We start from the raw sequence: 24,232 nt of genomic DNA, 5'->3' as shown, positions 1-24,232 counted from the left end.
ACAGGCAGCCGAGGTGGCTGTTTCGCCGCCTGGTGACGAGGAAGACCGGGGTGCATGCCCGACCGGCCTCGATCATCGATCGATCACGACCAGCTCGACGTGCTGCTGACCTTCGTCCAGGACGGCGTGGCCTCCCGCAGGCAGCTGCTCGACCTCGGGGCCACCGACGACGACATCGAGCGCATGGTGCGTCGAGGCAGGCTCCACCGGCGTCATCCCGGCGTCTACGTCAACCACAACGGCCCGCTCACCAGGCAGCAGCGCGAGTGGGTGGCGGTCCAGGTCCACTGGCCGGCAGCCCTGACGCGACAGTCCGCGCTCCCCGCACCTCCGCCGCTCGCGGTGGTGCACGTCGCCATCAGCGACCGTCGCACGGTGAAGCCGGTGACCGGGGTCGTCGCGCACCGCACCGCCGGCATCGGTCGTCCTGCCGACCCCGACCCGGTCGCCGCTCGTGCGGCCCGTGTCGACTGGCGACGGGCACCACCGAGGATGCGGCTCGAGCACGTCGCGATCGACCTGGCGTCGGCCGTGGTCCGCGACGATCCTCTCGAGGCGTTCCGCGTGCTCGCCGACGCCACGCAGACGCGGCAGACGTCAGCCGCGGAGATCGCCCAGGCTCTCCACGGCCGGCGGGTGCAGGGCCAGCGACTGCTGCTGGAGATGCTGGACGATCTCGCGACGGGAGCGTGCTCGGTCCTCGAGCGGGAGTACCTCCACGCCGTCGAGCGCGCGCACGGCCTGCCGGACGGGCAGCGGCAGAAGCCGGCGACGGCCGCCGGGAGGTCGGCGTACCGAGACGTGGAGTACGTCGACCTCGGCCTGATCGTGGAGCTCGACGGCCGCGCCTTCCACGACAACGCCTCGGCGCGCGACGCCGACGCCGGTCGCGACCTCGAGGCCAAGGTGGCCCAGGACGCGACGACGGTCCGGTTGACCTACGGGCTGGTGTTCGGCAGCCCCTGTTGGACGGCGGGCCAGGTGGCCGCGTTGCTCCAGCGACAAGGGTGGCACGGGCGGCTGGCGAGGTGCCCGCGATGCCCGTGATCTCGACCCGCGATCCACCGGCAGGATCTGCCGGTGGATCGCGGGTCGAGGGTCAGCCCTGGCCGCCGGGGCCGGCGTTGAGGAGCCAGTTGATCCCGAACCGGTCCTTGACCTGGCCGAAGTGGTCTCCCCACGGCGCCTGCTCGAACGGGACGTCGACGGTGCCGCCCTCGCTGAGCGCCTCGAACCAGCCGCGGATCGTGTCGACGTCCTGCCCGCTGATGCTGATGTGCCCGTTCCCCGAGTTCTCGGGATGGGTGCTGGGTGCGTCGGCCCCCATCAGGGCGATGCTGTCCGAGACGATCAGCTGCGAGTGCATGATCTGGCCCTGCTCCTCCTCGGGCACCCCCATCCCGCCGTACTCGGCGAAGGTGCTGGTGGTCAGGTCGCCACCCAGCACGGACTGGTAGAACGCCATCGCGTCGGCTGCCTGGCCGCGCCAGGTGAGGTAGGGGTTCAGTCGGGTCGTCATCGGTCTGCTCCATCTGTCGTGGTGGGTGTGGTGGGTGAGAGGGGGGTGGCGGGCGCGGCCGCGTCGGCGGCGGCCTCGAGGTCGGCCACCACGATCCGGGTCATGGTGAGCATCGCCTCGGTGGCGGCGTCGGCGCGGGCCCGGTCGGGGTCGGAGACCAGGTCGTAGAGGCGGGTCGGGACGATCTGCCACGACACCCCGAAGCGGTCCTTGAGCCACCCGCAGACCGACTCCTGCCCGCCGTCGGCCAGGGAGTCCCAGTAGTAGTCGACCTCGGACTGGTCGCGGCAGTCGATGCTGAACGACACGGCCTCGGTGAACGAGAACGCCGGCCCGCCGTTGATCCCGCGGAACCTGGTCCCGTCGAGGGTGAACTCACCGGCCATCACGGTGCCCTTGCGACCCGCGCCGGCGTCGCCGTGACGGGCCAGGTGACCGATGGCGGAGTTCGGGAAGATCGAGGTGTAGAACTCGGCCGCCTCCTCGAGCTGGTCGTCGAACCAGAGGCACGGACTGATGGTCATGGGCGTCTCCTGGGTGAGTGGTGTCGGGTGGGGAGACTCCGGTGCCGCGGCGAACTCATCGCTCTCCCTAGACTCGCGAGCGTGGACTTCTACTCCGCCTACGCCCACGGCTTCGCGCGCATCGCGGCGGTCACCCTGCCGGTGGCGATCGCCGACCCCGCGACCAACGCGGCCCGCACCGTCGAGCAGGCGCGCGCCGCGCACGACGAGGGCGTCGCCGTGGCGGTGTTCCCCGAGCTCGGCCTGACCGGGTACGCCGTCGACGACCTGTTCCTCCAGGACGTGCTGCTCGACGCGGTGGTCGAGGCGGTCGACGAGGTCGTCACCGCGAGCATCACGCTGCGCACGGTGCTGGTGGTGGGCGCGCCGCTGCAGCACGCGGGCCGGGTCTACAACTGCGCGGTGGTCATCCACGGCGGCCGGGTGCTCGGCGTCGTGCCGAAGGCGCACCTGCCCAACTACCGCGAGTTCTACGAGCACCGCTGGTTCGCCGCGGGCACCGAGATCGACGGGTCCGACATCACGGTCGGCGAGCACATCGCGCCGTTCGGGACCGACCTGCTGTTCCAGGCCGAGGACCTGCCCGACCTCACCTTCCACGTGGAGATCTGCGAGGACCTGTGGGTGCCGGTGCCGCCGAGCGCGAGCGCTGCTCTCGCGGGCGCTCACGTGCTGCTCAACCTCAGCGGCAGCCCGATCACCATCGCCCGCGCCGAGGACCGACGGATGCTCGTCCGCAGCGCCAGCGCCCGGTGCGCGGCGGCGTACGTCTATGCAGCCGCGGGCCAGGGGGAGTCGACGACCGACCTGAGCTGGGACGGGCAGACGATGATCTACGAGTGCGGCGACCTGCTCGCCGAGGGCGACCGGTTCCCCGACGAGGCGCGCCGCACGATCGCCGACGTCGACCTCGACCGGATCCGCCAGGAGCGCCTGCGCCAGGGCACGTTCGACGACAACCGCCGCAGCCACGCGACCCCGATGACCACCATCGAGTTCGTGCTGAACCCGCCCGACGGCGACATCGGCCTGCGACGCGGCGTACGACGCTTCCCGTTCGTTCCCGACGACCCGGCCCGCCTGGCCCAGGACTGCTACGAGGCCTACAACATCCAGGTCTCGGGCCTCGAGCAGCGGCTGCGCTCGATGAGCACCGACACCTGGCAGCCCAAGGTCGTCGTCGGCGTGAGCGGTGGGCTCGACTCGACCCACGCGCTGATCGTCGCGGCCAAGGCCATGGACCGGCTCGGCCGGCCGCGCACCGACATCCTGGCCTTCACCATGCCGGGCTTCGCCACGGGCGAGACCACCAAGGGACTCGCGACGCGGCTGTCCGAGAGCCTCGGGGTCAGCTTCGAGACGCTCGACATCACCGCCGCCGCGCGGCAGATGCTCAGCGACCTCGGCCACCCCTACGCGGACGGTCAGGAGGTCTACGACATCACCTTCGAGAACGTCCAGGCCGGACTGCGCACCGACTACCTCTTCCGCCTGGCCAACCACCGCGGCGGCCTCGTCCTGGGCACCGGCGACCTGTCCGAGCTCGCGCTCGGCTGGTGCACCTACGGCGTCGGCGACCAGATGTCGCACTACAACGTCAACGGCGGGGTGCCCAAGACCCTCATCCAGCACCTCATCCGCTGGACCACCGAGACCGACCAGTACGACGCCACGACCGACGCGGTGCTGCGCGAGATCCTCGAGCAGGAGATCACCCCCGAGCTGATCCCGGCCCGGGCCGACACGGCCCCGCAGCGCACCGAGGACTCCACGGGCCCCTACCCGCTCGTCGACTTCGCGCTCTACCACGTGATCCGCCGCGGCTACCGGCCCAGCAAGATCGCCTTCCTGGCCTGGCACGCGTGGCACGACGTCGAGGCGGGGGAGTGGCCGGTCGGCTTCCCCGAGGACCAGCGCGGTGCGTTCGACCTGGCCACGATCCGTGAGTGGCTGCAGGTGTTCTACCGGCGCTTCTTCGCCAACCAGTTCAAGCGCTCGGCCATGCCCAACGGCCCCAAGGTCACCCCCGGCGGCACCATGTCGCCGCGCGGCGACTGGCGGATGCCGTCCGACGCGAGCCCGGCCGCCTGGCTGGCCGAGCTGGAGAACGTGCCGAAGGCGTAGCGGCTGGTGTGGGCGTCAACTCGTTCAATTGAACGGGTTGGTGGTGTGGTCGGGCTGGTATCGGCGTCAACTCGTTCGATCGAACGGGTCGGTGGTCTGGTCGGGCTGGAGGGGTCCCCGACTCGTTCAATTGAACGGGTTGGTGGTGTGGTCGGGCTGGTGGTGTCTCTGACTCGTTCGATCGAACGGGTCGGTGGTCTGGTCGGGCTGGAGGGGTCCCCGACTCGTTCGATCGAACGAGTCGGCACGGTCGGTCCTTAACTCCGCCTTAGCCCTCGGCAGGTTCGGGCTTAGCGCTCCACGCAGCATCGTCCTCCTCGTCAGCACGACGCGCAGGACGAGCAAGGAGCAGCGGATGAAGAAGAAACGGATCATCGCCGCGGGAGCCATCGGGGTCCTGGTGGTCGTCGGGGTCGGTGCAGGCACCTGGATGGCCGTGGCCGACGACGACGTCGCGACCGAGCGCGGAAGCTGCGGCGGTACGGCGTACGAGCTCAGCGTCGAGGAGGACGACGGCGGTCTCGAGCTCGGCTACGAGCTGCAGTCGACCGGACCCGACGAGGTCTGGCAGGTCCGCGTCACGCAGGGCGACACGGTCGTCCTCGACGGGGCCCGCACCACCGACGAGGACGGCGAGCTCGACCTCGACGCCCCGGTCGACGAGGACGGCGCCTCGACCTTCGAGGTCGTCGCCACGCCGGCGCAGGGCGAGCCCTGCGTGGCCACCGCGACCCGCTGACTCCCCACCGCCACCACCCAGCACCCAGCACGACCCACCACCCATCGCACAGAGCAGGAGCACGACATGAAGAAGACCCTCGCCCTCACCGCCGCCGGCACCCTGCTGGCCACGCCCCTCGCCGTCCTCGTCGCGGCCCCGGCCGCGCACGCCGACGTCGACCGCAAGGGCGCCTGCGGCACCGGGCGCTACGAGCTGTCGGTCGACCGCGAGGGCAGCCGCCACGAGGTGTCCGTCGACCTCGACCGCGTGCCGGCCCGCAGCTCGTGGATCGTCCAGATCACCCAGGACGGCAAGAAGATCGCTCACGTCACCCGCACCGCCGCGCGCGACGGCGAGCTCGACGTGGAGCGCGTCGTCGCCGACACCGCGGGCAAGGACACGTTCCGGTTCACCGCCAAGCGCGTCGGTGCCCGGACGTCGTGCGGCGCGTCGGTCGTCGTCTCCTAGGACCGGGACCGGGACCGGGACCGGCCCCGGGCAACGGACGTCAGCCCGCCCCCAGCTCGACCACGACCCGGGCGCCGCCCAGTCGGGTCGAGCGGCCGAGCTCGAGACGGCCACCGGACTCGGAGGCCGTGCGGTCCGCGATCGACAGGCCGAGCCCGGTCGACCCACCCCGAGACGCCCCGCGGTCGACGACGTCGCCGTCGGGCAGGCCGGGGCCGGCGTCCTCGACGACCAGCCGCACCCCGCCCTTCGGGGCGGCCCCGACGACCACCCGCACCGCGGCGTCGTCGGGCGTGTGGGTGAAGACGTTGTCGAGCAGCACGTCGACGAGGGCGACGAGGTCGTCGGCGCCGGCGCGTACGACGACCGGCCCGGCGACCTCGACGCGCAGGTCGAGCGGGCGGCCCTGGTCCTCGGCGAGCGGCACCCACCACCCGACCCGCTCGGCGAGCACCGACACCCCGTCGACCACGCCGGTCAGCCCCTCGCGCTCGGAGCGACGGGCCTCGCGGACCACGGCGTCGACCGTCGCCTGCAGCTCGTCGAGGTCGGCTCCGAGCCGGGCGCGCTCGTCGGGGCTGGCGAGCCCGTCGACGCCCAGGCGCAGGGACGTCATCGGGGTGCGCAGCCGGTGGGACACGTCGGCGATGCCGGCGCGCTCGCGCTCGAGCAGCGTCTCGACCCGCCCGACCAGCCGGTGCAGTGCGACCCCGAGCTCGTGCACCTCGGCGGGGCCGCCGGGCGGGGGCACCGTCGGGTGCCCGTCGACCCCGAGCCGGGCGGCGTACGACGCGAGGTCGCGCATGGGGGTCACGAACGAGCGGCCCAGCCGGTCGGCGAGCAGCAGGGCCCCGGCCAGCAGGACCAGGCCCAGGGCGAGCAGGATCGCCCAGCTGCGCACCAGGTCCGACTCCCAGCCCGGCGCCGGGACGAAGACCCTGACGACCGGGGTCTCGTCGGCCGCGGCGGTGCTGCGCCCCAGCGAGACGGGCACCAGGATCACCGAGCCCCCGTCGACGTCGTCGACGCGGGCGGTCCCGGTGGCGCGGGCCTGCGCGATACGGGTGGCCTCGGCCGCCGCGGGCTCCGGGCCGATGGTCCGACCGTCGGGCCAGACCACGGTGGTCAGGGGACCGTCGCCGGCGTTGGCGGCCTCGAGGTAGAGGTTGATGCGACCGGTGTCGCCGCTGGACACGATGGTCTCGGTGGCCTGGACCTCCAGGGCGGCCTGAGCCAGCCGGTCCTCGAGGACATAGCTGCGCAGCAGCACGGCCATCGGCACCAGCATCGCGAGCAGCACCATGGTCGTCGCCGCGGCGACGGTGAGGAACAGGCTGCGACGCATCAGCCGGCGCCCGGGCGGTCCGGTCCCGGCGGGCTCAGCCGGACGCCGACGCCGCGCACGGTGTGGAGCCAGCGCGGCTCGGAGGCCGACTCGCCGAGCTTGCGGCGCAACCACGACAGGTGCACGTCGACGGTCTTGTCGGACCCGCCCCACGGCTGCTGCCAGACCTCGACCAGCAGATCGCGCTTGGTGACCACCTCGTCGGGGCGCTCGGCGAGGAAGCGCAGCAGGTCGAACTCGCGGGGGCTCAGGTCGAGCGCCCGGCCGCCCAGCGACGCCTGCCGGGCGGGCACGTCGATGACGAGGTCGCCGAGCGTGACCGTACGCCGCGCGGTCGCCGTCGGGCCTCCCGCCGCCCGCCGCATCACGGCCCGGATGCGGGCCTCGAGCTGGGCGGTCGTGTAGGGCTTGACCACGTAGTCGTCGGCGCCGGCGTCCAGGCAGCCGACCAGCGTCGGGTCGTCGTCGCGGGCGCTGGCCACGATCACCGGCACGTCGCTGACGGCGCGCAGCATCGCGAGGACCTGGGTGCCGTCGACGTCGGGCAGGCCGAGGTCGAGGATCACCAGGTCGGGCTTGGTGTCGACGGCCAGCTGCAGGCCCTCCAGGCCCGTGGAGGCCGAGGCGACGGCGTACCCGCGCTCGTCGAGGGAGCGCATCAGCAGCGGTCGGATCCGCGCGTCGTCCTCGATGATCAGCACCTGCACCACACGATGAACCTAACGAACCCGCCCGTCCCACCCATCCGGCAGGATCGAGGCATGAACCGGCCGTCGACGCGCACCCTCGGCTACGTCGCCGCCTGGCTGCTCGCCGCCACGGTCGCCGTGGCCGTCGGCCTGGTGGCGGTCACCAGCGTCGGCGCCAGCGTGCGCGACCGCGGACCGCTCAGCGGTCAGGCCCACCAGGTGCGCGAGGCCCTGGCCGACGCCGAGGGCGTGGCGGCCCCACCTCCTGGGGCTGCGCGCACGAGCGCGTCGTTCCCGGGTGACTACGGGTCCTTCGACGTCACGTGCCAGGGCGCGGTCGCCTTCGGCGACGGCGCGTCCGGTGCGCCCGGCTGGCGGGTCGTCAGCTACGAGCAGGGGCCCGACGACGACGTCGACGCGGTGTTCGCCTCCGGGGGCCGGTCGGTCGAGCTCGAGGTGTTCTGCGACGCCGGCCGCCCGACGCTGTCCGACCGCGAGGACAAGACCCTTCCCGACGACTGAGGCACGGCCGGGCGGTCGGGGTGAGAGCATCCGAGGGGGACCCACGAAGGAGGCGGAGATGGGATCGCAGCAGTCGGGCAGGCCTGGCCGACGCATCCCCGGCCGCAGCCGGGCCACCTGGGCCCTGTCCTACGGCGTGGGCGCGACCGCGTTCCGCGCCGGGGCCCGGCGCGGCGACCTGGTCGCGCGGCTCGAGAGCGACCGGGCGCTGCAGCTGGCGCCGTACGACGTCTACGACGAGCTGCGGGCCACGCCGGTGCACCGCGGAGGTGTCGTGTGGGCCAGCACCGACCACGCGGCCGTGACCCGGGTGCTGCGCAGCGACGACTTCATCGTCGGGGCCGGCGGCGCCGAGCTGCCGGGCCCGCTGCGCGGCCTCACCGGCCGGCTCCTCGACCCCTGGGCGGCCGGCCCCGTCGACCCGCCCTCGATGCTCGCGACCAACGCCCCCGACCACACCCGCTACCGACGGCTGGTGACGCGGGCGTTCACCGCGCGGGCCGTCAGCGGGCTCGAGGACCGCATCCGCGAGACCGCCGAGCGCCTGCTCGACGGTCTCGACGACGGCTCGTCCCGGTCCGGCTCCGCCGACATCGTCGAGCGCTACGCGGCGCTGCTCCCGGTCGCGGTCATCGCCGACATGCTCGGCGTCCCCGACGAGATGCACGGCCGGCTCCTGGAGTGGGGCAACATCGCCTCGGTCACCCTCGACCCGAGCCTGTCGTGGCGCGACTTCCGTCGTGCCGAGGACGCCATGCGGAGCCTGCACCTGTGGTTCGCCGACCACGTCCGCGCGCTGCAGGCAGACCCGGGCGACGACCTGATCAGCCGCCTGGCCGTGCTGCAGGGCGAGGAGCAGCTGACCGACCTCGAGCTGCGCGCGACCGGGCTCCTCGTGCTCGGCGCCGGGTTCGAGACGACGGTCAACCTGATCGGCAACGCCGTCGCCACCCTCGAGGCCCACCCCGAGCAGCGAGCGGCGCTGCGCGACGACCCGTCGCTGTGGGCCGGCGCCGTCGACGAGGTGCTGCGCCACGACTCCCCGGTCCAGATGACCCTGCGCGTCGCCCAGCGCGACACCGAGGTCCTCGGCGTCGAGGTGCCCGCCCGGACCGCGGTGGTCGCCTACCTCGGCGGCGCCAACCGCGACCCCGCCGTCTTCGACGATCCCCACGCCTTCGACCTACGACGCCCCAACGCCGGCGCCCACCTGGCCTTCTCGTCCGGCGCCCACTTCTGCCTCGGCGCCAGCCTGGCCCGGCGCGAGGCCGAGGTCGGCCTACGCCTGCTCTACGAGCGCTTCCCCGACCTCGCCGTCGCCGGTCACCCGGTGCGCCGCGACACCCGGGTGCTGCGCGGCTACGAGCGCCTCCCGGTGGCGTTGGGGGAGCGGGTCCGGGCTGGCTGACGCACCCGTTGGGAGTTTCACCACCTCAGCGGTGAATCTCCTGCCGCTGCTACGAAACTTCGTGGTGGAGGCGGGAGTTTCACCACCTCAGCGGTGAATCTCCCACCGGGTCTACACCCACCCCACCCGCCCACCTCGGAGCCCCTAGGCTCACCCCATGGGCAAGCAGGAAGACTTCGTACTCCGCGCACTCGAGGAGCGCGACGTCCGGTTCGTGCGGTTGTGGTTCACCGACGTGCTGGGGTTCCTCAAGTCGGTCGCCGTGGCGCCGGCCGAGCTCGAGGGGGCCTTCGAGGAGGGCATCGGGTTCGACGGGTCCGCGATCGAGGGGTTCGCGCGGGTCTACGAGGCCGACATGCTGCTGATGCCCGATCCCTCGACGTTCCAGATCCTGCCGTGGCGCAGCGACGGCCCGGCGACGGCGCGGATGTTCTGCGACATCATGATGCCGGACGGCTCGCCGTCCTACTCCGACCCGCGTCACGTGCTCAAGCGCACCCTGGCCAAGGCGGCCGACAAGGGCTTCACCTTCTACACCCACCCCGAGATCGAGTTCTACCTGTTCAAGGACACCCCGCAGGCCGGGGTCGACCCGGTGCCGGTCGACCGCAGCGGGTTCTTCGACCACACCGCGCAGTCCCACGGGGCCGACTTCCGCCGCGAGGCGATCACGATGCTCGAGGCGATGGGCATCTCGGTCGAGTTCAGCCACCACGAGGGTGGGCCGGGCCAGCAGGAGATCGACCTGCGCTACGCCGACGCGCTCTCGACCGCCGACAACATCATGACCTTCCGCACCGTCATCCGCGAGGTCGCGCTCAACCAGGGCATCTGGGCCAGCTTCATGCCCAAGCCGTTCACCACCCACCCCGGCTCCGGCATGCACACCCACGTCAGCCTCTTCGAGGGCGACCAGAACGCCTTCTACGAGCCCGGCGCCGAGTACCAGCTGAGCCAGACCGGACGCCGCTTCATCGCCGGCGTCCTCAAGCACGCGCCCGAGATCAGCGTCGTGACCAACCAGTGGGTCAACTCCTACAAGCGGATGATGTTCGGCGGCGAGGCCCCGTCCTACATCTGCTGGGGCCACAACAACCGCTCCGCGATGGTCCGGGTGCCGATGTACAAGCCCAACAAGGGCGCCTCTACCCGCGTCGAGCTGCGCACCCTCGACCCCGCGTGCAACCCCTACCTCGCCTACGCCGCGGTGCTCGCGGCCGGCATGAAGGGCATCTCCGAGGGCTACGAGCTGCCACGCGAGGCCGAGGACGACGTGTGGTCGCTGACCGAGCGCGAGCGCAAGAGCCTCGGCATCGACCCGCTGCCCAAGACCCTCAACGAGGCGATCGTGATCGCCGAGCAGTCCGAGCTGCTCGCCGACACCCTCGGCGAGAACGTCTTCGACTTCTTCCTGCGCAACAAGCGCGCCGAGTGGGACGACTACCGCGGCCAGGTGTCGGCCTACGAGCGCGACCAGATGCTGCCGGTCATCTGAGGCTGGGCCAGCGATGCCGCGCCCCCGTCTGCTCACGGTCGAACACCAGGCGAGCTGCCCTCCGGCGCAGCTCGGCACCTGGCTCGCCGAGGCCGGCTGCGACCTCGACGTACGCCGCCCCTACCTCGGGGACGACCTGCCCGAGCGCGCCGAGCTCGACGACCTCGCGGGGCTGCTCGTGCTCGGTGGCTCCATGGACGCGTGGGACCCGTCGGTGCCGTGGCTGATGCCCGTACGCCGCCTGGTCCGCGAGGCCGCAGAGCTGCGGCTGCCGACGCTCGGCGTCTGTCTCGGTCACCAGCTGTGCGCGCTCGCGTTCGGGGGAGACGTCGGCCGCAGCCCGCACGGCCAGCAGGTCGGGCTGGGCTGGGTCGGGTGGACCGACGAGGCCGCCCACGACGACGTGGTGGCGCCCGGCGGGCCGCACCCCGACCCGCAGCCGGGCATCTTCTGGAACGACGACGTCGTCCTGCGCGATCCGCCCGGCGCGGTCGCCCTGGCCCGCACGCCCCGGGGCGACGTGCAGGCGATGCGCTTCGGCCCGACGACGTGGGGCGTGCAGTGGCACCCCGAGGCGACGCCCGAGATCCTGGCCGAGTGGGCCGCTGGCGACGCCGAGCGGCACGTGGCGCGCGGGATCGACCAGCAGGCCCGGCTCACCGAGGTCGTCGAGGCCACCCCCGGCCTCGAGCGGTTCGGCCGCGAGGTCGCCGACCGGTTCGCCCGGCAGGTGCACGCGGCCCACGCGACGCACTCCACCCACTCGACGCCGGACCCGACGTGACCCGGCCCGTCCCGGGCGGTGCCGGCGGTGCCGGCCTCACCGGCCTCACCAAGGGCCACCTGTCGCGGGTCGGCTTCGCCGACCCGGACGCCGCGACAGTGCAGCTGGCCGAGCTGGGGGACGCCGCCGAGCCGTTGGTGGCCCTGCTCGGTCGCACCGCCGACCCCGACGCGGCGCTGGTCTGCCTGGTCCGGCTGGCCGAGGTCGCCACCGACCGCGACGACCTGCTGCGCGCCCTCGCCGACGACGAGGGCACGGCGATGCGGCTGCTATGCGTGCTCGGCGCCAGCGAGGCCCTGGCCCACCACCTGGTCCGGCACCCCGAGCACTGGCGCGAGCTGACCGACCCGACGCTGGGCTCGACCCGCCCCGCGGCGTACTCCGTGCGCGCCGGCCTGCTGCGCGCCGTGGGGGCCGACCCCGACGCCGCCACCCCGACCGCGACGATCCCGGACGCCGAGGCCGTCGACGCCCTGCGCGTCGAGTACCGCCGCGTGCTGCTCCGACTCGCGGCGCGCGACTTGGCCCACGACCTCGCCATCGACGACGCGGCCGCCGAGCTGTCCGACCTCGCCGCCGGCACCCTCGACGCCGCGCTCGCGGTCGCCCGCCAGCGCCTGGGGGAGGAGGCCGGCCTGGCCCGGCTCGCGGTCATCGCGATGGGCAAGTGCGGCGGCCACGAGCTCAACTACGTCAGCGACGTCGACGTGGTCTTCGTTCACGAGCCGGCCGACGGCGTGCCCGACGACAAGGCGGGGCGGGCCGCGACCCGCCTGGCCAGCAACCTGATGCAGGTCTGCTCCGACCACACCGGCGAGGGCACCATCTGGCCGGTCGACGCCAACCTGCGCCCCGAGGGCAAGAACGGTCCGCTCACCCGCACGCTGGCCAGCCACCAGGGCTACTACGAGCGCTGGGCCAAGCCGTGGGAGTTCCAGGCGCTGCTCAAGGCCCGGCCGGTCGCCGGCGACCTCGAGCTCGGACGCGGGTTCGGCGCGATGGTCGAGCCCCTGGTGTGGAGCGTGGCCGAGCGCGACGGGTTCGTCGCCGACGTCCAGGCGATGCGCCGCCGCGTCCTGGCCCACCTGCCGGCCAAGGAAGCCGACCGCCAGCTCAAGCTCGGCTCCGGCGGCCTGCGCGACGTGGAGTTCGCCGTCCAGCTGCTGCAGCTCGTGCACGGCCGCGCCGACGAGCGCATCCGCTCCGCGACCACCCTCAGTGCCCTCGCCCAGCTCACCGACCACGGCTACGTCGGGCGCGAGGACGGCGAGGCCCTCCACGAGGCCTACGCGTTCCTGCGCACCCTCGAGCACCGCATCCAGCTCCACCGGCTGCACCGCACCCACGTCGTGCCCGAGAGCGACGACGCGCTGCGCCGCCTGGGACGCAGCCTCGGCTTCCACAAGGAGCCGGTCGTCACCCTCGGCAAGGTGTGGGGCCACCACCGCCGCGAGGTCCGCCGGCTGCACGAGAAGCTCTTCTACCGTCCGCTCCTGACCGCCGTCGCGCGCGTGCACAGCGGCGAGGTCCGGCTGTCCTCGGAGGCGGCGGGGGCCCGCCTGGCCGCCCTCGGGTACGCCGACCCGCAGGCCGCGCTGCGCAACCTCGACTCCCTCACCAGCGGCGTCTCGCGCACCTCGGCGATCCAGAAGGCGCTGCTCCCGGCGATGCTGACCTGGTTCGCCGAGGGCGCCGACCCCGACGCCGGGCTGTTCGGGTTCCGTCGGCTCAGCGAGACCCTCGGGTCCACCCCGTGGTTCCTGCGCTCGCTGCGCGACGAGGGTCAGGTCGCCGAGCGGCTGGCCCACCTGCTCTCGACGTCGCGCTATGCGACCGGCCTGCTCGAGCGCGAGCCCCAGGGCGTGCGGATGCTGGCCGAGGACCTCGCCCCGCTCACCGCCGAGGCCATGCTCGAGGAGATGCGCTCGCGCTCCGAGCGCCAGGACGACGTCGACAAGGCCGTGCGTGCCGCCCGCGCCGTACGCCGCCGCGAGCTGCTGCGGCTCGCCGCCGGCGACGTGCTGGGCCTGACCGACGTCGCCGACGTCGGCGCCGCGCTGTCGCGGATCACCGACGCGACGCTCGAGGCGACGCTCGAGGCTGCCGGCCGTGAGGTACGCCGGGCCCGCAAGCTCGACGCCGCGCCCACCCGCATCGCCGTCATCGCCATGGGTCGCTACGGCGGGTTCGAGCTGTCCTACGGCAGCGACGCCGACGTGCTCTTCGTGCACGTGCCCGTCGCGGGCGCCGATGCGCAGGTGGCGACGTCGTACGCCACCGCGGTCGCCAACGAGCTGCGTCGCCTGCTCGCCCTGCCCGGCGCCGACCCGGCCCTGACCGTCGATGCCGACCTGCGCCCCGAGGGCAAGCAGGGAGCCCTGGTCCGCACCCTCGACTCCTACGCCGCCTACTACGCCAAGTGGTCGAAGGTGTGGGAGGCGCAGGCGCTGCTGCGCGCCGATGCCGTCGTCGGGGACCTCGAGGTGCGCGAGGCGTTCACCGCGCTGATCGACCCGCTGCGCTATCCCGCGGCGGGGCTGTCGGAGGCCGACGTCCTCGAGGTCCGACGCATCAAGGCCCGCGTCGACCACGAGCGCCTGCCCCGTGGTGCCGACCCGGCCCTGCACCTCAAGCTCGGCCGCGGCGGCCTGGCCGACATCGAGTGGACCGTCCAGCTGCTCCAGATGCGGCACGCGGGTGAGGTCGCGGCCCTGCGCACCCCGCGCACCCTGCCCGCGCTCGAGGCGGCCCGTGAGGCCGGGCTGGTCGCCGACGAGGACGCGCGACTGCTGGCCGAGGCCTGGCGCCTGGTCAGCCGGGTCCGCAACGCCGTGACCCTGGCACGGGGCAAGCCCGGCGACGAGATGCCGCGCGACTCCCGCGAGCGGGCTGCCGTCGCGAGCATCCTGGGCTACCCGCCCGGGTGCACCGACGAGATGGTCAACGACTACCTGCGCGTCACCCGACTCGCGCGCGGCGTGGTCGACCGCGTCTTCTGGTAGCCGTCGCCCACCCGTCCGTGGACTGGTCCACCACCCCCCGGGAGATGCCCATCGGGGTGTGGATGTGCCAGACTGTTCCACGCACGAGCCGCGGTCGACCCCCCCAGAGACCGCGGCTCGTGCTCTGTTTTCCGGCCCTACCGTCCCCGTGGTCGGCCCGGCGCGCTTTGCGGGTTCCTTGAGGCTTTCCGGATCGGGCTCTGATCCGCGACCGGCACGATGGCGGTACCGACCGAAGGGGCCGCCTCCATGACCGTGTTCGACCCGAGCACGCTGCACCAGCTGGTCGACGACCCCCGACAACGATCGTTCGTCCTCGAGCTGGCCGGCACGTTCCGTCGCATGCTCCAGGCCAGGGTCGAGCGTGTCGTCACGGCGGTGCTCGCGTTCGAGGCCGACCCCGACGAGTCGATGGACGCCGTGCTCAGCCTCAAGGTCTCGGCCACCATGACCGGCGCCCGCGAGCTCGCCGAGCTGGCGTCCTACCTCGAGGCCGCGCTGCGCACCCTCGACCTGCCGGCGGCACGCGCGCAGGTCCGGATGCTGCCGCCGGCCGCGGACCGGGCCGGCGTCGCGATCGACGCCTACCTGGCCGGCGTCTCCGTCGGATGACGCCCGGTCATCTCGCCGGTCCCCGGTAGGTGACCTCGGCGGGTCGCACCAGCAGCGAGCGATCGACCGTGCGCAGGGTGTCGGGCTCAAAGCCGTTCTGCAGGCCCCACAGCACGGCCTGGGTGCGCGAGGTGACGCCCATCTTGCGGCACGCCGTACGGATGTAGGTCTTGACGGTGTTGATGCCGAGGTAGACCCGGTCGGCGATGTCCTGATTGCTGAGGCCCTGGGTGATCAGCGCGACGACCTCGGCCTCGCGCGGCGACAGCCCGGCGCTGCGACCCGGCCAGTCGCCCGCCCCGCCCACGCTGGTCTCGTCGTAGCCGGTGACGACGACGGTCTCGCCGGCGAGCACCCGCTTGAGGGCGCGGACCACCTCGGGCCCGGTGAGCACCTTGGACAGGTAGCCACGCGCGCCCCCGTCGAGGGCCTGCTGGATCAGCGACGGGTGCAGGTTCCAGCTGTAGACGACGACTTTCGCCCCGCTCTCGCGCACGAAGTCGCTCAGGCTGATGCCGGTGCCCTCGACCTGACCGAACGTGTCGTAGAGGACGACGTCGACGTCGGTCAGGACCGGCTGCGAGGCCCCCGTCTCCACCACGTCGATGTCCTCGTCGGCCAGGAGGGCGGCGACCCCGGCGACCACGACGGCGTAGTCGTCCACGATGGCGAGCCGGACGCGGGGCGTCACTGGAGGTCCATGGTGGGACAGTAGCCCTCGCCTCGGGCTCGACGGTCCGCCAGGAACCGGCTCGTGGACCGGATCAGTCCCACGACTCCATGCGGTAGCCCACCCCGCGCACCGTCTTGATGAACTTCGGCTGACCGGCACCCTCGCCGAGCTTGCGGCGCAGGTTGCCGATGTGGACCTCGACGAGGTGGGTGTCGCTGGCCCAGTCGGTGCCCCAGACCGAGCGCAGCAGCGCCTCGCGGGTCCACACGCGGGCGGGGGTGCGCATCAGCTCGGTGAGCAGGTCGAACTCGGTGCGCGTCAGCGCCAGCTCCTCGGCGGCCTTGAACGCCCGCCGGCCCTCGACATCGACGCGCAGGGGGCCGTGCTCGAGCACCTCGTGATCGGGTACGACGGGGGCTGTGACGACGGCCTGGGCCGAGGCGGGCGCCGGCCCGGCGGCACCGACGCCACGGCGCGGACGCCGGAACAGCGCGTTGATGCGGGCCTTGAGCTCGCGGACGCTGAAGGGCTTGGAGATGAAGTCGTCGGCACCGGTCTCGAGGCCGAGCAGCCGGTCGATCTCGTCGTCGCGGGCGGTGATCATCACGACGTAGGCGTCGGTGATCTCGCGGATCCGGCGACAGGTCTCGATGCCGTCGATGCCCGGGAGACCGAGGTCGAGGGTGACCAGGTCGGGGTCGAAGTCCCTGACCTGCTGCACGCCGTCGAGGCCGGTCTCGACCGAGCGGACCACGAAGCCCTGCGTGGTCAGGGTGAACTCGATGAGCGAGCGGATGTCCTCGTCGTCCTCGACGACGACCGCGCGACGCTCCCCATGCGGTTCCTGAGACACGTAGGGGAGTGTGCCAGAGAACACGCAGGACGCGGGGGACCCGCCGGTCCCCGCTCCGACGGCTCGCCCGCGGCCCACCGGTGGCTCCTGGCTCGCGGGGCCGCTCGACGCGACGTGAGGGGCGTCATAGACGCGGGTCGTCCGAGGACACGGCGACGAAACAATCCCGACACCCGGCCCTCCTAGGTTCGCGCCAGGCGGCGGCGCCCGAGGGGGACGCGCGCACGCACCACCGCAGCACCACCGCAAGGGAGCACCGACATGACCGCCAACCCCGTCCGCCTGCAGGCCATCGCCGCCGTCGAGGCGCACGTCCCGCCGCCGATCAGCTTCGACCCCGGCGAGGAGCCTGGCGAGATCTTCGGCAGCAACGTCTTCAGCCTCACGGTGATGCAGAAGCGGCTGCCCAAGACGGTCTACAAGTCGGTGGTGCAGACGATCGAGAAGTCCGCGCCGCTCGACCCCGACGTGGCCGACGCCGTCGCCTCGGCCATGAAGGACTGGGCGCTCGAGAAGGGCGCCACCCACTACGCCCACGTGTTCTACCCGCTCACCGGCCTGACCGCCGAGAAGCACGACAGCTTCCTCGACCCGGTCGGCGACGGCACGGCCTTCGCGTCGTTCTCGGGCAAGACCCTGGTCCAGGGCGAGCCCGACGCGTCGAGCTTCCCGAACGGCGGCCTGCGCAACACCTTCGAGGCGCGCGGCTACACCGGCTGGGACGTGATGAGCCCGGCGTACGTGCTGGAGAACCCCAACGGCAACACGCTGTGCATCCCCACCATCTTCATCTCGATGACCGGCGAGGCGCTCGACCACAAGACGCCGGTGCTGCGCTCGCAGCAGGCGATGTCGGTGCACGCCAAGCGGGTGCTCGAGCTGTTCGGGCACACCGACCCCGACAACGTGGTGGCCTACTGCGGCCCCGAGCAGGAGTACTTCCTGATCGACAGCCACTTCTTCCTGTCCCGCCCCGACCTGCTCAACGCCGGTCGCACCCTCTTCGGCGCCAAGCCGCCCAAGGGCCAGGAGTTCGACGACCACTACTTCGGCGCCATCCCCGCCCGCGTGCTCGGCTTCATGATGGACACCGAGCGTGAGCTCTTCAAGCTCGGCATCCCCGCCAAGACCCGGCACAACGAGGTCGCTCCCGGCCAGTTCGAGATCGCGCCGATGTTCGAGCGCGCCAACGAGGCCTCCGACCACCAGCAGCTACTCATGACGACATTCAAGGCCGTCGCCAAGAAGCACGGCATGGAGTGCCTGTTCCACGAGAAGCCCTTCGACGGCGTCAACGGCTCGGGCAAGCACGTCAACTTCTCCCTCGGCAACAGCGAGCTCGGCTCGCTGCTCGTGCCGGGCGACAACCCGCACGACAACGCCCAGTTCCTGGTGTTCTGCGCCGCGGTCGTCCGCGCGGTCCACAAGTACGGCGGCCTGCTGCGCGCCTCGGTGGCCTCGGCGTCCAACGACCACCGCCTGGGCGCCAACGAGGCCCCGCCGGCGATCATCTCCATCTTCCTCGGCGACCAGCTGGCCGACGTGTTCGACCAGATCGCCAAGGGCGGCGCGACCCACTCCAAGGAGAAGGGGACGCTGATGATCGGCGTCGACACCCTCCCCAACCTGACCAAGGACCCGGGCGACCGCAACCGCACCTCGCCGTTCGCCTTCACCGGCAACCGGTTCGAGTTCCGCGCTCCCGGCTCCAACCAGACCGTGGCCGGCCCGATGGTCATGATCAACACGATCATGGCCGAGGCGCTCGACTACTGCGCGACCGCGCTCGAGACCGCGGTCGCCGACGGCACCGACTTCAACGAGGCCGTGCAGACCCTGCTCGCCGAGATCGTCGCCAACCACGGCGCGGTCATCTTCAACGGCAACGGCTACTCCGACGAGTGGCCGATCGAGGCCGAGCAGCGCGGCCTGAAGAACCTGCGCACCACCGTCGACGCGCTCCCCGAGCTGATCACGCCGGGGGCCATCGAGCTCTTCAGCACCTACGGCGTCTTCAACGAGGGCGAGGCCCACAGCCGCTTCGAGATCGGCTGCGAGCAGTACATCCTCGCCGTCGCCGTCGAGGCCAACCTCACCCTCGAGATCGGGACGACGACCGTGCTGCCCGCCGCCCTGCGCTACCAGACCGAGCTCGCCCTCAACGTCAAGGCGCTCGCCGACGCCGGCCTCACGCCGGACAAGACGGCGCTCGAGACCGTCAGCACCCTGGTGGCCTCGCTGACCTCCGGCCTCACCGCGCTCAAGGGCGCCATCGCCCACGAGCACCCCGAGGACCCGCTGGAGACGGCGGCCTACTTCCGCGACAGCGTGCTGCCCGCTATGGCCGAGGTCCGCGCGGCCGCCGACGAGCTCGAGGGCCTGGTCGCCGACGACCTGTGGCCGCTGCCGACGTACCAAGAAATGCTCTACATCCTGTAGCACTTGTCGCGGACCGGTTGGTCACGTGCGGCGGCCCCGCACCACTCTCGTAGTGCTGCCGCGGCCCAGTACGGCGGGGCCGACCCGCACGAGTGACCAACCGGCCGCGACGTGCGCCGTGTGGTCACCTCGGTGGGTGGCCCGGGCGCCTGTGCCCGCTCGCCGCTTCGGCCTCATGCCGATGTGGAGTCGTGGGTGAAGTCTCACCGTGACGGGAGGCCGAGGTCGGCGAGGGTCTGGCGCAGGGTGTGGCGTCCGGCCATCGACGCCGGGCCGGCCAGCCGGGCCAGCACCCGTTCGGTCCAGACGCCGGCCAGGCCGTGGCGCTTGTTGTAGGCGCCGAGGTGGCCGTCGTACGCCGGGAGGTGGGCGTCGGCCGCCGCGGCGTCGTACTGCTCGTGGTGGAGCACGGCGCCCTGGGGCAGGCGCGGCTTGACGCCGGCGTCCTCGCTCGCGTCCGGTACGCCGAGCGCGAGCCCGAACGCCGCGACCGCGCCGTACGGCAGCGCGAGCTCGGCGGCCACCTCGCGCGGATGGTTGCGGATCGCGCCGACGTAGGTGCTGCCGAGCCCGAGTGACTCCGCGGCGACGACGGCGTTCTGCGCGGCCAGCGCCGCGTCGACGAACCCGATGAGGGTGCTCTCGAGGTAGTCGGTCGCGTCGACCGTGACGCCGGTGCGTGCGGCCAGCCGCCGGGCCCGGCTGAGGTCGGCGACCCAGACCAGCAGGACCGGCGCCGCCTCGACGAAGGCCTGCCCGCCGGCAAGAGCAGCGAGCCGGGCCTTGCGTGCGGGGTCGCGGACCGCGACGACGCTCCAGGCCTGCAGGTTCGACGACGTCGGCGCCGACTGGGCCGCGGCCACCAGGGCGCGCACGTGCTCCTCGGACACGTCCTCGTCGGTGAACCGCCGCACGGACCGGTGCGCGAGCTGCAACGCCAGCACCTCGCTGCTGACCGTGACGCTGGAGCCGTCGCCGTACCGCGGGGTGGACGGCGGCCGAGGAGCGTCCGAGTTAATGCCTACTATTCCCATAGTCAAAGAGTACTTACTACTGCCTCGGGAGAACGCATGAGCTCGGAGTTCCTCTGGTACATCCCCAACCAGGTCGAGCCCGGCCACCGCGGCGACGACGCCGTCGACGACCACAACAGCCTGGACACCCTGACCGGCCACGCCCTCGCCCTGGAGGAGCACGGCTGGCTGGGTGCGCTGCTCGGCACCAGCTGGGGGAGGCCCGACACGTTCACCGTCGCCACCGCCCTGGCCGCACGCACCACGACGTTCGAGCCGCTGGTCGCCATCCGTCCCGGCTACTGGCGCCCGGCCCACTTCGCCTCGGCCGCCGCGACCCTCGACCACCTGAGCGGTGGCCGGCTGCGGGTCAACATCGTCTCGGGCCAGGACCACCTCGCGGCGTACGGCGACAGCGAGGGCGACCAGGCGCACCGCTACGCCCGCACCCGCGAGTTCCTCCAGGTCGTCCGCCGGTTGTGGACCGAGGAGGACGTCACCTACGACGGCGAGCACTTCGGTGTCACCGACTCGACGGTCCGTCCGCGCATCCAGCCGCGCGAGGGGCGCCCGCACCCCCGCCTCTACTTCGGCGGCGCCTCCGAGGCCGCCGAGCGGGTCGCCGCCGCCGAGGCCGACGTCCAGCTCTTCTGGGGCGAGACCCGTGACGGCGTGGCGGAGCGGATCGACCGTCTTCGCACGCTGAGCGCCGACCTGGGGCGGGAGCACCCTCCGCTCGAGTTCGGCCTGCGGATCACCACCCTGGTCCGCGACACGACCGAGGAGGCCTGGGCCGACGCCGAGGCCAAGGTCGCCGCGATGGCCGAGGCGGCGGGCGGCTCCGGCGACGAGCGGGACCCCCGGCGCGCCCAGGCCCACGGCCAGCAGCGCCTGCTCGACCTGGCCGCCCGCGGTGACGTGCTCGACGACAACCTCTACACCGCACCGGGCCGCTACGGCGGGGGTGGTGCGGGCACCACGTGGCTCGTCGGGTCGGCCGAGGACGTCGCCAAGTCCCTGCGTCGCTACGAGGACCTCGGCGTCACGACGTTCGTGCTCTCCGACACGCCCTACCTCGGCGAGATCGGCAGGCAGGGCGACCAGCTGCTGCCGCTGCTGCGCGACTGACCGGGTGCCCCCGTGGTCCGGATGTCCACCTCATGGACTTGTCTCTGTTAAGTCTATTTTCTTACTACGGTTACATCAGAACAAACCCACCCCTCCGAGGAGCCCCCGTGTCACTGCCAACCCGCCCCCGCCGCCTCCGCCTCGCGGCCCTGACCGTCGTCGTCGTCGCTCCGTTCGCGCTGGCCGGCTGCGGTGGCGAGGAGGCAGGACCCAAGCTGGAGCAGTCGGCCGCGATCCCGGACGAAATCCCGAAGGACACCGTCCTCCGCATCGGCGACCCCGCCACCCAGGTGGCGCTCGAGCTCTCCGGGCTCGACGACGAGCTGCCGTTCAAGGTCGAGTGGGCCAACATCAGCGGCGGCCCCAAGACCCTCGAGGCCTTCCGCGCCGACGCGCTCGACGTGGGCTCGGTCGCCGAGATCCCGCCGCTGTTCGCCGAGTGGACCGGCACCGACGTCCGCATCGTCGCGGCACGCACCACCATCGACCCGCTCCAGCACCCGACGTACGAGCTCGGCGTCGCGCCCGGTGTCGAGGTCGACGACCTCGCCGACCTGAAGGGCAAGAAGATCGCCTACAGCCCGGGCCAGGCCCAGGGCGCACTCGTCCTCAAGGTGCTGCAGAAGGCCGGCCTCACGCAGGACGACGTCGACCTGGTGGAGATCGCCAGCGTGGACGACGTGTACGTCAACGCGCTCGGCAGCAAGCAGGTCGACGTCGCACCGCTCGGCCAGACGCTGGTGCCGCCGTTCCTGGCGAAGTACGAGCGGGACGGTGCCCACACGATCGCGCCCGGCGTCCGCGACGACTACTGGGAGCTCTACGCACCGACCGAGGTCGTCGAGGACGCCCACAAGGCCGCGGCCCTGAAGAAGTACACCGAGGTCTGGGCCGAGGCCGTCGACTGGGTCAACGAGCACCCCGACGAGTTCGCCCAGGGCTACTACGTCGAGCACGAGGGTCTCTCCGAGGAGGACGCGAAGCGGCTCGTCGAGGCGCTCGGTGACAAGGAGGTCGTGCAGAGCTGGGACGACCTCATCGCCGAGCACCAGGCGACCGCCGACCTGCTCGCCCGGGAGCAGGACCGCGACGACCTCGACGTCGGCGCGCTCTACGACCGGCGCTTCGAACCGGCCGCGCAGGCCGCGAGCGACGACGACAAGGCGGGAGCCACGTCATGACGGCACCCACCCTCGTCAAGCTCGCCCGGTACGGCGCACCCCCCTCGGCCGAGACCGACGCCCCGGTCTCCGAGGACCTCGTCGACGACCGCGTCCGGCTACGCCGGCTCGGCCCGGGCGACGGTGTCCGCGGCGGCATCCTGCTGGGTCCCGTGCTGCTGCTGGCCTTCTGGTTCATCGGCTCGGCGACGGGGTTCATCGACGAGCGCACGCTCTCGGCCCCGTGGACGGTCGTGGAGACGGCCCGCGACCTGTGGGCCGACGGCCGCCTGCAGGACGGCCTGGTCACCTCGGTCACCCGCGCCGGCCTGGGCCTCGCGCTCGGCGTCGGGGTCGGGGTGGTGCTCGCGCTCCTCGCCGGCCTCTCGCGCAGCGGGGAGGCCGTCATCGACGGCCCCGTGCAGGTCAAGCGCTCCATCCCCAGCCTTGCGCTGATCCCGCTGCTGATCCTGTGGTTCGGCATCGGCGAGGAGATGAAGGTCTACACGATCGCCCTCGGCGTGCTCGTGCCCATCTACATCCACACCCACAACGGGCTGCGCACCATCGACAGCCGGTACGCCGAGCTCGCCGAGACCATCGGCGTCGGGCGGATCGCGTTCGTGCGCCAGGTGGTCGTCCCCGGCGCGATGCCCGGCTTCCTGCTCGGCCTGCGCTTCGCGGTGACCTCGGCGCTGCTGGCCCTGGTCGTGGTGGAGCAGATCAACGCGACCAGCGGCATCGGCTACATGATCACGCTGGCCTCCAGCTACGGACAGACCGACGTGATCATCGTCGGGCTCGTCGTCTACGCGATCCTCGGCCTGGTGGCCGACGGCGTCGTCCGACTGATCGCGAGGAGGGCCCTGTCATGGCGACGCACGCTGGAGAGCTGACCGCGACCGCGGAGCAGGCGGCGGTCCGGGTGACCAACCTGCACCGCAGCTTCACCAGGACCGGCGGGGTGCTCCACGGCCTCGACCTCGAGATCGCGCCCGGCGAGTTCGTGGCGCTCATCGGACGCAGCGGCAGCGGCAAGAGCACCCTGTTGCGGGCCCTGGCCGGGCTCGACCGCGGCGTCGCTGGCTACGGGCGCATCAGCGTGCCCGCGCGGGCCTCGATGGTGTTCCAGGACTCCCGGCTGCTCCCGTGGCGGCGGGTCCTCGACAACGTCGTCTTCGGCCTCGAGGGTCGCGACGCCAAGGACCGCGGCCGTACGGCGCTGGCCGAGGTCGGCCTCGCCGGGCGCGAGAGGGCCTGGGCCCACCAGCTCTCCGGCGGTGAGGCCCAGCGGGCCGCGCTGGCCCGGTCGCTGGTGCGCGACCCCCAGCTGCTGCTGGCCGACGAGCCGTTCGGTGCCCTCGACGCGCTGACCCGGCTCAACATGCACACGCTGCTGCGCGAGCTGTGCCAGCGGCACCGCCCCTCGGTGCTGCTGGTGACCCACGACGTCGACGAGGCCATCGTCCTGGCCGACCGGGTGATCGTGCTCGACGACGGCGTCATCAGCAGCGACGTGCCGGTCGACCTGGGCTCGCGGCGGGACCCGGCCGACCCCCGGTTCGCGGCCCTGCGCCGCCGGCTGCTCAACGCCCTGGGCGTCGACCTCGACGCCGACGGGCTGGTGCGCGACCCCGACCCCGACGACCTCGCCCCGGACCGTCCCGATCGCAGCCGTGGCATCGACCGCAAGGACCCCGCGGCGGCAGCGCCGGTAGCGGCCGGTAGCGCCCGGTGACCCCCGTGCCATCAT

General features: G+C 72.5%; 22 protein-coding genes. 15 read left to right on the top strand and 7 right to left on the bottom strand.

The features are described from left to right. The first annotated feature begins 54 nt into the window (after positions 1 to 54). Positions 55 to 1,047: a type IV toxin-antitoxin system AbiEi family antitoxin domain-containing protein gene (locus tag FJQ56_RS01425; RefSeq protein WP_140007422.1), complete on the top strand. Its 993-nt coding sequence runs from the start codon at positions 55 to 57 to the stop codon at positions 1,045 to 1,047. Between the two features lie 52 nt (positions 1,048 to 1,099). Here the strand turns inward: FJQ56_RS01425 and FJQ56_RS01420 are convergent, their stop codons facing one another. Both FJQ56_RS01420 and FJQ56_RS01415 read right to left on the bottom strand, forming a co-directional pair. Then, on the bottom strand, positions 1,100 to 1,519 hold the full coding sequence (locus FJQ56_RS01420; protein ID WP_140007421.1) for a VOC family protein: 420 nt from the start codon (positions 1,517 to 1,519) through the stop codon (positions 1,100 to 1,102). Continuing rightward, entirely contained in the window at positions 1,516 to 2,043 is a 528-nt protein-coding gene (locus tag FJQ56_RS01415) for a VOC family protein (protein WP_140007420.1), read from the bottom strand. The genes FJQ56_RS01420 and FJQ56_RS01415 overlap by 4 nt, the downstream gene beginning before the upstream one ends. Positions 2,044 to 2,124: 81 nt before the next feature. Here FJQ56_RS01415 and FJQ56_RS01410 point away from each other — a divergent pair, with 81 nt between their 5' ends. The 3 genes from FJQ56_RS01410 to FJQ56_RS01400 all read left to right on the top strand — a co-directional run bounded on the left by FJQ56_RS01410 (position 2,125) and on the right by FJQ56_RS01400 (position 5,356). Next, positions 2,125 to 4,167, top strand: a complete 2,043-nt coding sequence (locus tag FJQ56_RS01410; protein ID WP_140007419.1) for an NAD(+) synthase — start codon at positions 2,125 to 2,127, stop codon at positions 4,165 to 4,167. A 355-nt stretch (positions 4,168 to 4,522) separates the two neighbouring features. Further along, the gene (locus FJQ56_RS01405) at positions 4,523 to 4,906 is read left to right on the top strand and encodes a hypothetical protein (protein ID WP_140007418.1); all 384 of its coding nucleotides are present in this window, start codon (positions 4,523 to 4,525) and stop codon (positions 4,904 to 4,906) included. A 66-nt stretch (positions 4,907 to 4,972) separates the two neighbouring features. Further along, positions 4,973 to 5,356 carry a hypothetical protein gene (locus tag FJQ56_RS01400; RefSeq protein ID WP_140007417.1) on the top strand — a complete coding sequence of 128 codons (384 nt, stop codon included), beginning with the start codon at positions 4,973 to 4,975 and terminating at the stop codon, positions 5,354 to 5,356. 40 nt (positions 5,357 to 5,396) lie between these two features. On the opposite strand, the gene FJQ56_RS01395 is transcribed toward FJQ56_RS01400, so the two are convergent. Continuing rightward, positions 5,397 to 6,701 (bottom strand): sensor histidine kinase, encoded by a 1,305-nt coding sequence (locus FJQ56_RS01395; RefSeq protein ID WP_140007416.1) that lies wholly within the window; start codon positions 6,699 to 6,701, stop codon positions 5,397 to 5,399. Next, positions 6,701 to 7,411, bottom strand: coding sequence for a response regulator transcription factor (locus tag FJQ56_RS01390; RefSeq protein ID WP_140007415.1), 711 nt, complete (start codon positions 7,409 to 7,411; stop codon positions 6,701 to 6,703). The genes FJQ56_RS01395 and FJQ56_RS01390 overlap by 1 nt, the downstream gene beginning before the upstream one ends. A 51-nt stretch (positions 7,412 to 7,462) precedes the next feature. On the opposite strand from FJQ56_RS01390, the gene FJQ56_RS01385 reads away from it, so the two are divergent. From FJQ56_RS01385 to FJQ56_RS21940, 6 genes are all read left to right on the top strand, one after another. Continuing rightward, complete coding sequence (locus FJQ56_RS01385) at positions 7,463 to 7,912, top strand: hypothetical protein (RefSeq protein ID WP_140007414.1); 450 nt, start codon at positions 7,463 to 7,465, stop codon at positions 7,910 to 7,912. A gap of 58 nt (positions 7,913 to 7,970) precedes the next feature. Beyond that, positions 7,971 to 9,320, top strand: a complete 1,350-nt coding sequence (locus FJQ56_RS01380; RefSeq protein ID WP_140007413.1) for a cytochrome P450 — start codon at positions 7,971 to 7,973, stop codon at positions 9,318 to 9,320. Between the two features lie 157 nt (positions 9,321 to 9,477). Further along, a complete protein-coding gene (locus FJQ56_RS01375; protein WP_140007412.1) occupies positions 9,478 to 10,815 on the top strand; it encodes a glutamine synthetase family protein in 1,338 nt (445 codons plus the stop codon). 13 nt (positions 10,816 to 10,828) lie between these two features. Next, on the top strand, positions 10,829 to 11,599 hold the full coding sequence (locus tag FJQ56_RS01370) for a type 1 glutamine amidotransferase (RefSeq protein WP_140007411.1): 771 nt from the start codon (positions 10,829 to 10,831) through the stop codon (positions 11,597 to 11,599). Further along, positions 11,596 to 14,601: a bifunctional [glutamine synthetase] adenylyltransferase/[glutamine synthetase]-adenylyl-L-tyrosine phosphorylase gene (locus FJQ56_RS01365; RefSeq protein WP_211350718.1), complete on the top strand. Its 3,006-nt coding sequence runs from the start codon at positions 11,596 to 11,598 to the stop codon at positions 14,599 to 14,601. The genes FJQ56_RS01370 and FJQ56_RS01365 overlap by 4 nt, the downstream gene beginning before the upstream one ends. 249 nt (positions 14,602 to 14,850) lie before the next feature. Next, positions 14,851 to 15,213 carry a hypothetical protein gene (locus FJQ56_RS21940; RefSeq protein ID WP_170215219.1) on the top strand — a complete coding sequence of 121 codons (363 nt, stop codon included), beginning with the start codon at positions 14,851 to 14,853 and terminating at the stop codon, positions 15,211 to 15,213. Between the two features lie 7 nt (positions 15,214 to 15,220). Here FJQ56_RS21940 and FJQ56_RS01355 read toward each other — a convergent pair whose 3' ends face one another. Then, positions 15,221 to 15,904 (bottom strand): response regulator transcription factor, encoded by a 684-nt coding sequence (locus tag FJQ56_RS01355; protein WP_246083937.1) that lies wholly within the window; start codon positions 15,902 to 15,904, stop codon positions 15,221 to 15,223. A gap of 73 nt (positions 15,905 to 15,977) precedes the next feature. Next, complete coding sequence (locus FJQ56_RS01350) at positions 15,978 to 16,739, bottom strand: response regulator transcription factor (protein ID WP_140007410.1); 762 nt, start codon at positions 16,737 to 16,739, stop codon at positions 15,978 to 15,980. Positions 16,740 to 17,000: 261 nt separating this feature from the next. Between FJQ56_RS01350 and FJQ56_RS01345 the strand changes: the two genes are divergently transcribed. Next, complete coding sequence (locus FJQ56_RS01345; RefSeq protein WP_140007409.1) at positions 17,001 to 19,178, top strand: glutamine synthetase III family protein; 2,178 nt, start codon at positions 17,001 to 17,003, stop codon at positions 19,176 to 19,178. Positions 19,179 to 19,381: 203 nt separating this feature from the next. Here FJQ56_RS01345 and FJQ56_RS01340 read toward each other — a convergent pair whose 3' ends face one another. Continuing rightward, positions 19,382 to 20,212 carry an NADPH-dependent oxidoreductase gene (locus FJQ56_RS01340; RefSeq protein WP_140007408.1) on the bottom strand — a complete coding sequence of 277 codons (831 nt, stop codon included), beginning with the start codon at positions 20,210 to 20,212 and terminating at the stop codon, positions 19,382 to 19,384. A gap of 36 nt (positions 20,213 to 20,248) precedes the next feature. On the opposite strand from FJQ56_RS01340, the gene FJQ56_RS01335 reads away from it, so the two are divergent. From FJQ56_RS01335 to FJQ56_RS01320, 4 genes are all read left to right on the top strand, one after another. Continuing rightward, the gene (locus FJQ56_RS01335; protein WP_140007407.1) at positions 20,249 to 21,319 is read left to right on the top strand and encodes an LLM class flavin-dependent oxidoreductase; all 1,071 of its coding nucleotides are present in this window, start codon (positions 20,249 to 20,251) and stop codon (positions 21,317 to 21,319) included. Positions 21,320 to 21,426: 107 nt separating this feature from the next. Then, on the top strand, positions 21,427 to 22,500 hold the full coding sequence (locus FJQ56_RS01330; RefSeq protein ID WP_246083936.1) for an ABC transporter substrate-binding protein: 1,074 nt from the start codon (positions 21,427 to 21,429) through the stop codon (positions 22,498 to 22,500). Beyond that, positions 22,497 to 23,375 (top strand): ABC transporter permease, encoded by an 879-nt coding sequence (locus tag FJQ56_RS01325; protein ID WP_140007405.1) that lies wholly within the window; start codon positions 22,497 to 22,499, stop codon positions 23,373 to 23,375. The genes FJQ56_RS01330 and FJQ56_RS01325 overlap by 4 nt, the downstream gene beginning before the upstream one ends. After that, positions 23,351 to 24,217: an ABC transporter ATP-binding protein gene (locus FJQ56_RS01320; protein WP_140007404.1), complete on the top strand. Its 867-nt coding sequence runs from the start codon at positions 23,351 to 23,353 to the stop codon at positions 24,215 to 24,217. Before FJQ56_RS01325 ends, FJQ56_RS01320 begins: the two co-directional genes overlap by 25 nt. The last annotated feature ends 15 nt before the right edge of the window (positions 24,218 to 24,232 follow it).

This window comes from Nocardioides plantarum, assembly GCF_006346395.1.
GTDB lineage: Bacteria > Actinomycetota > Actinomycetes > Propionibacteriales > Nocardioidaceae > Nocardioides > Nocardioides plantarum.
This window is presented reverse-complemented; position numbering and strand designations above follow the sequence as displayed.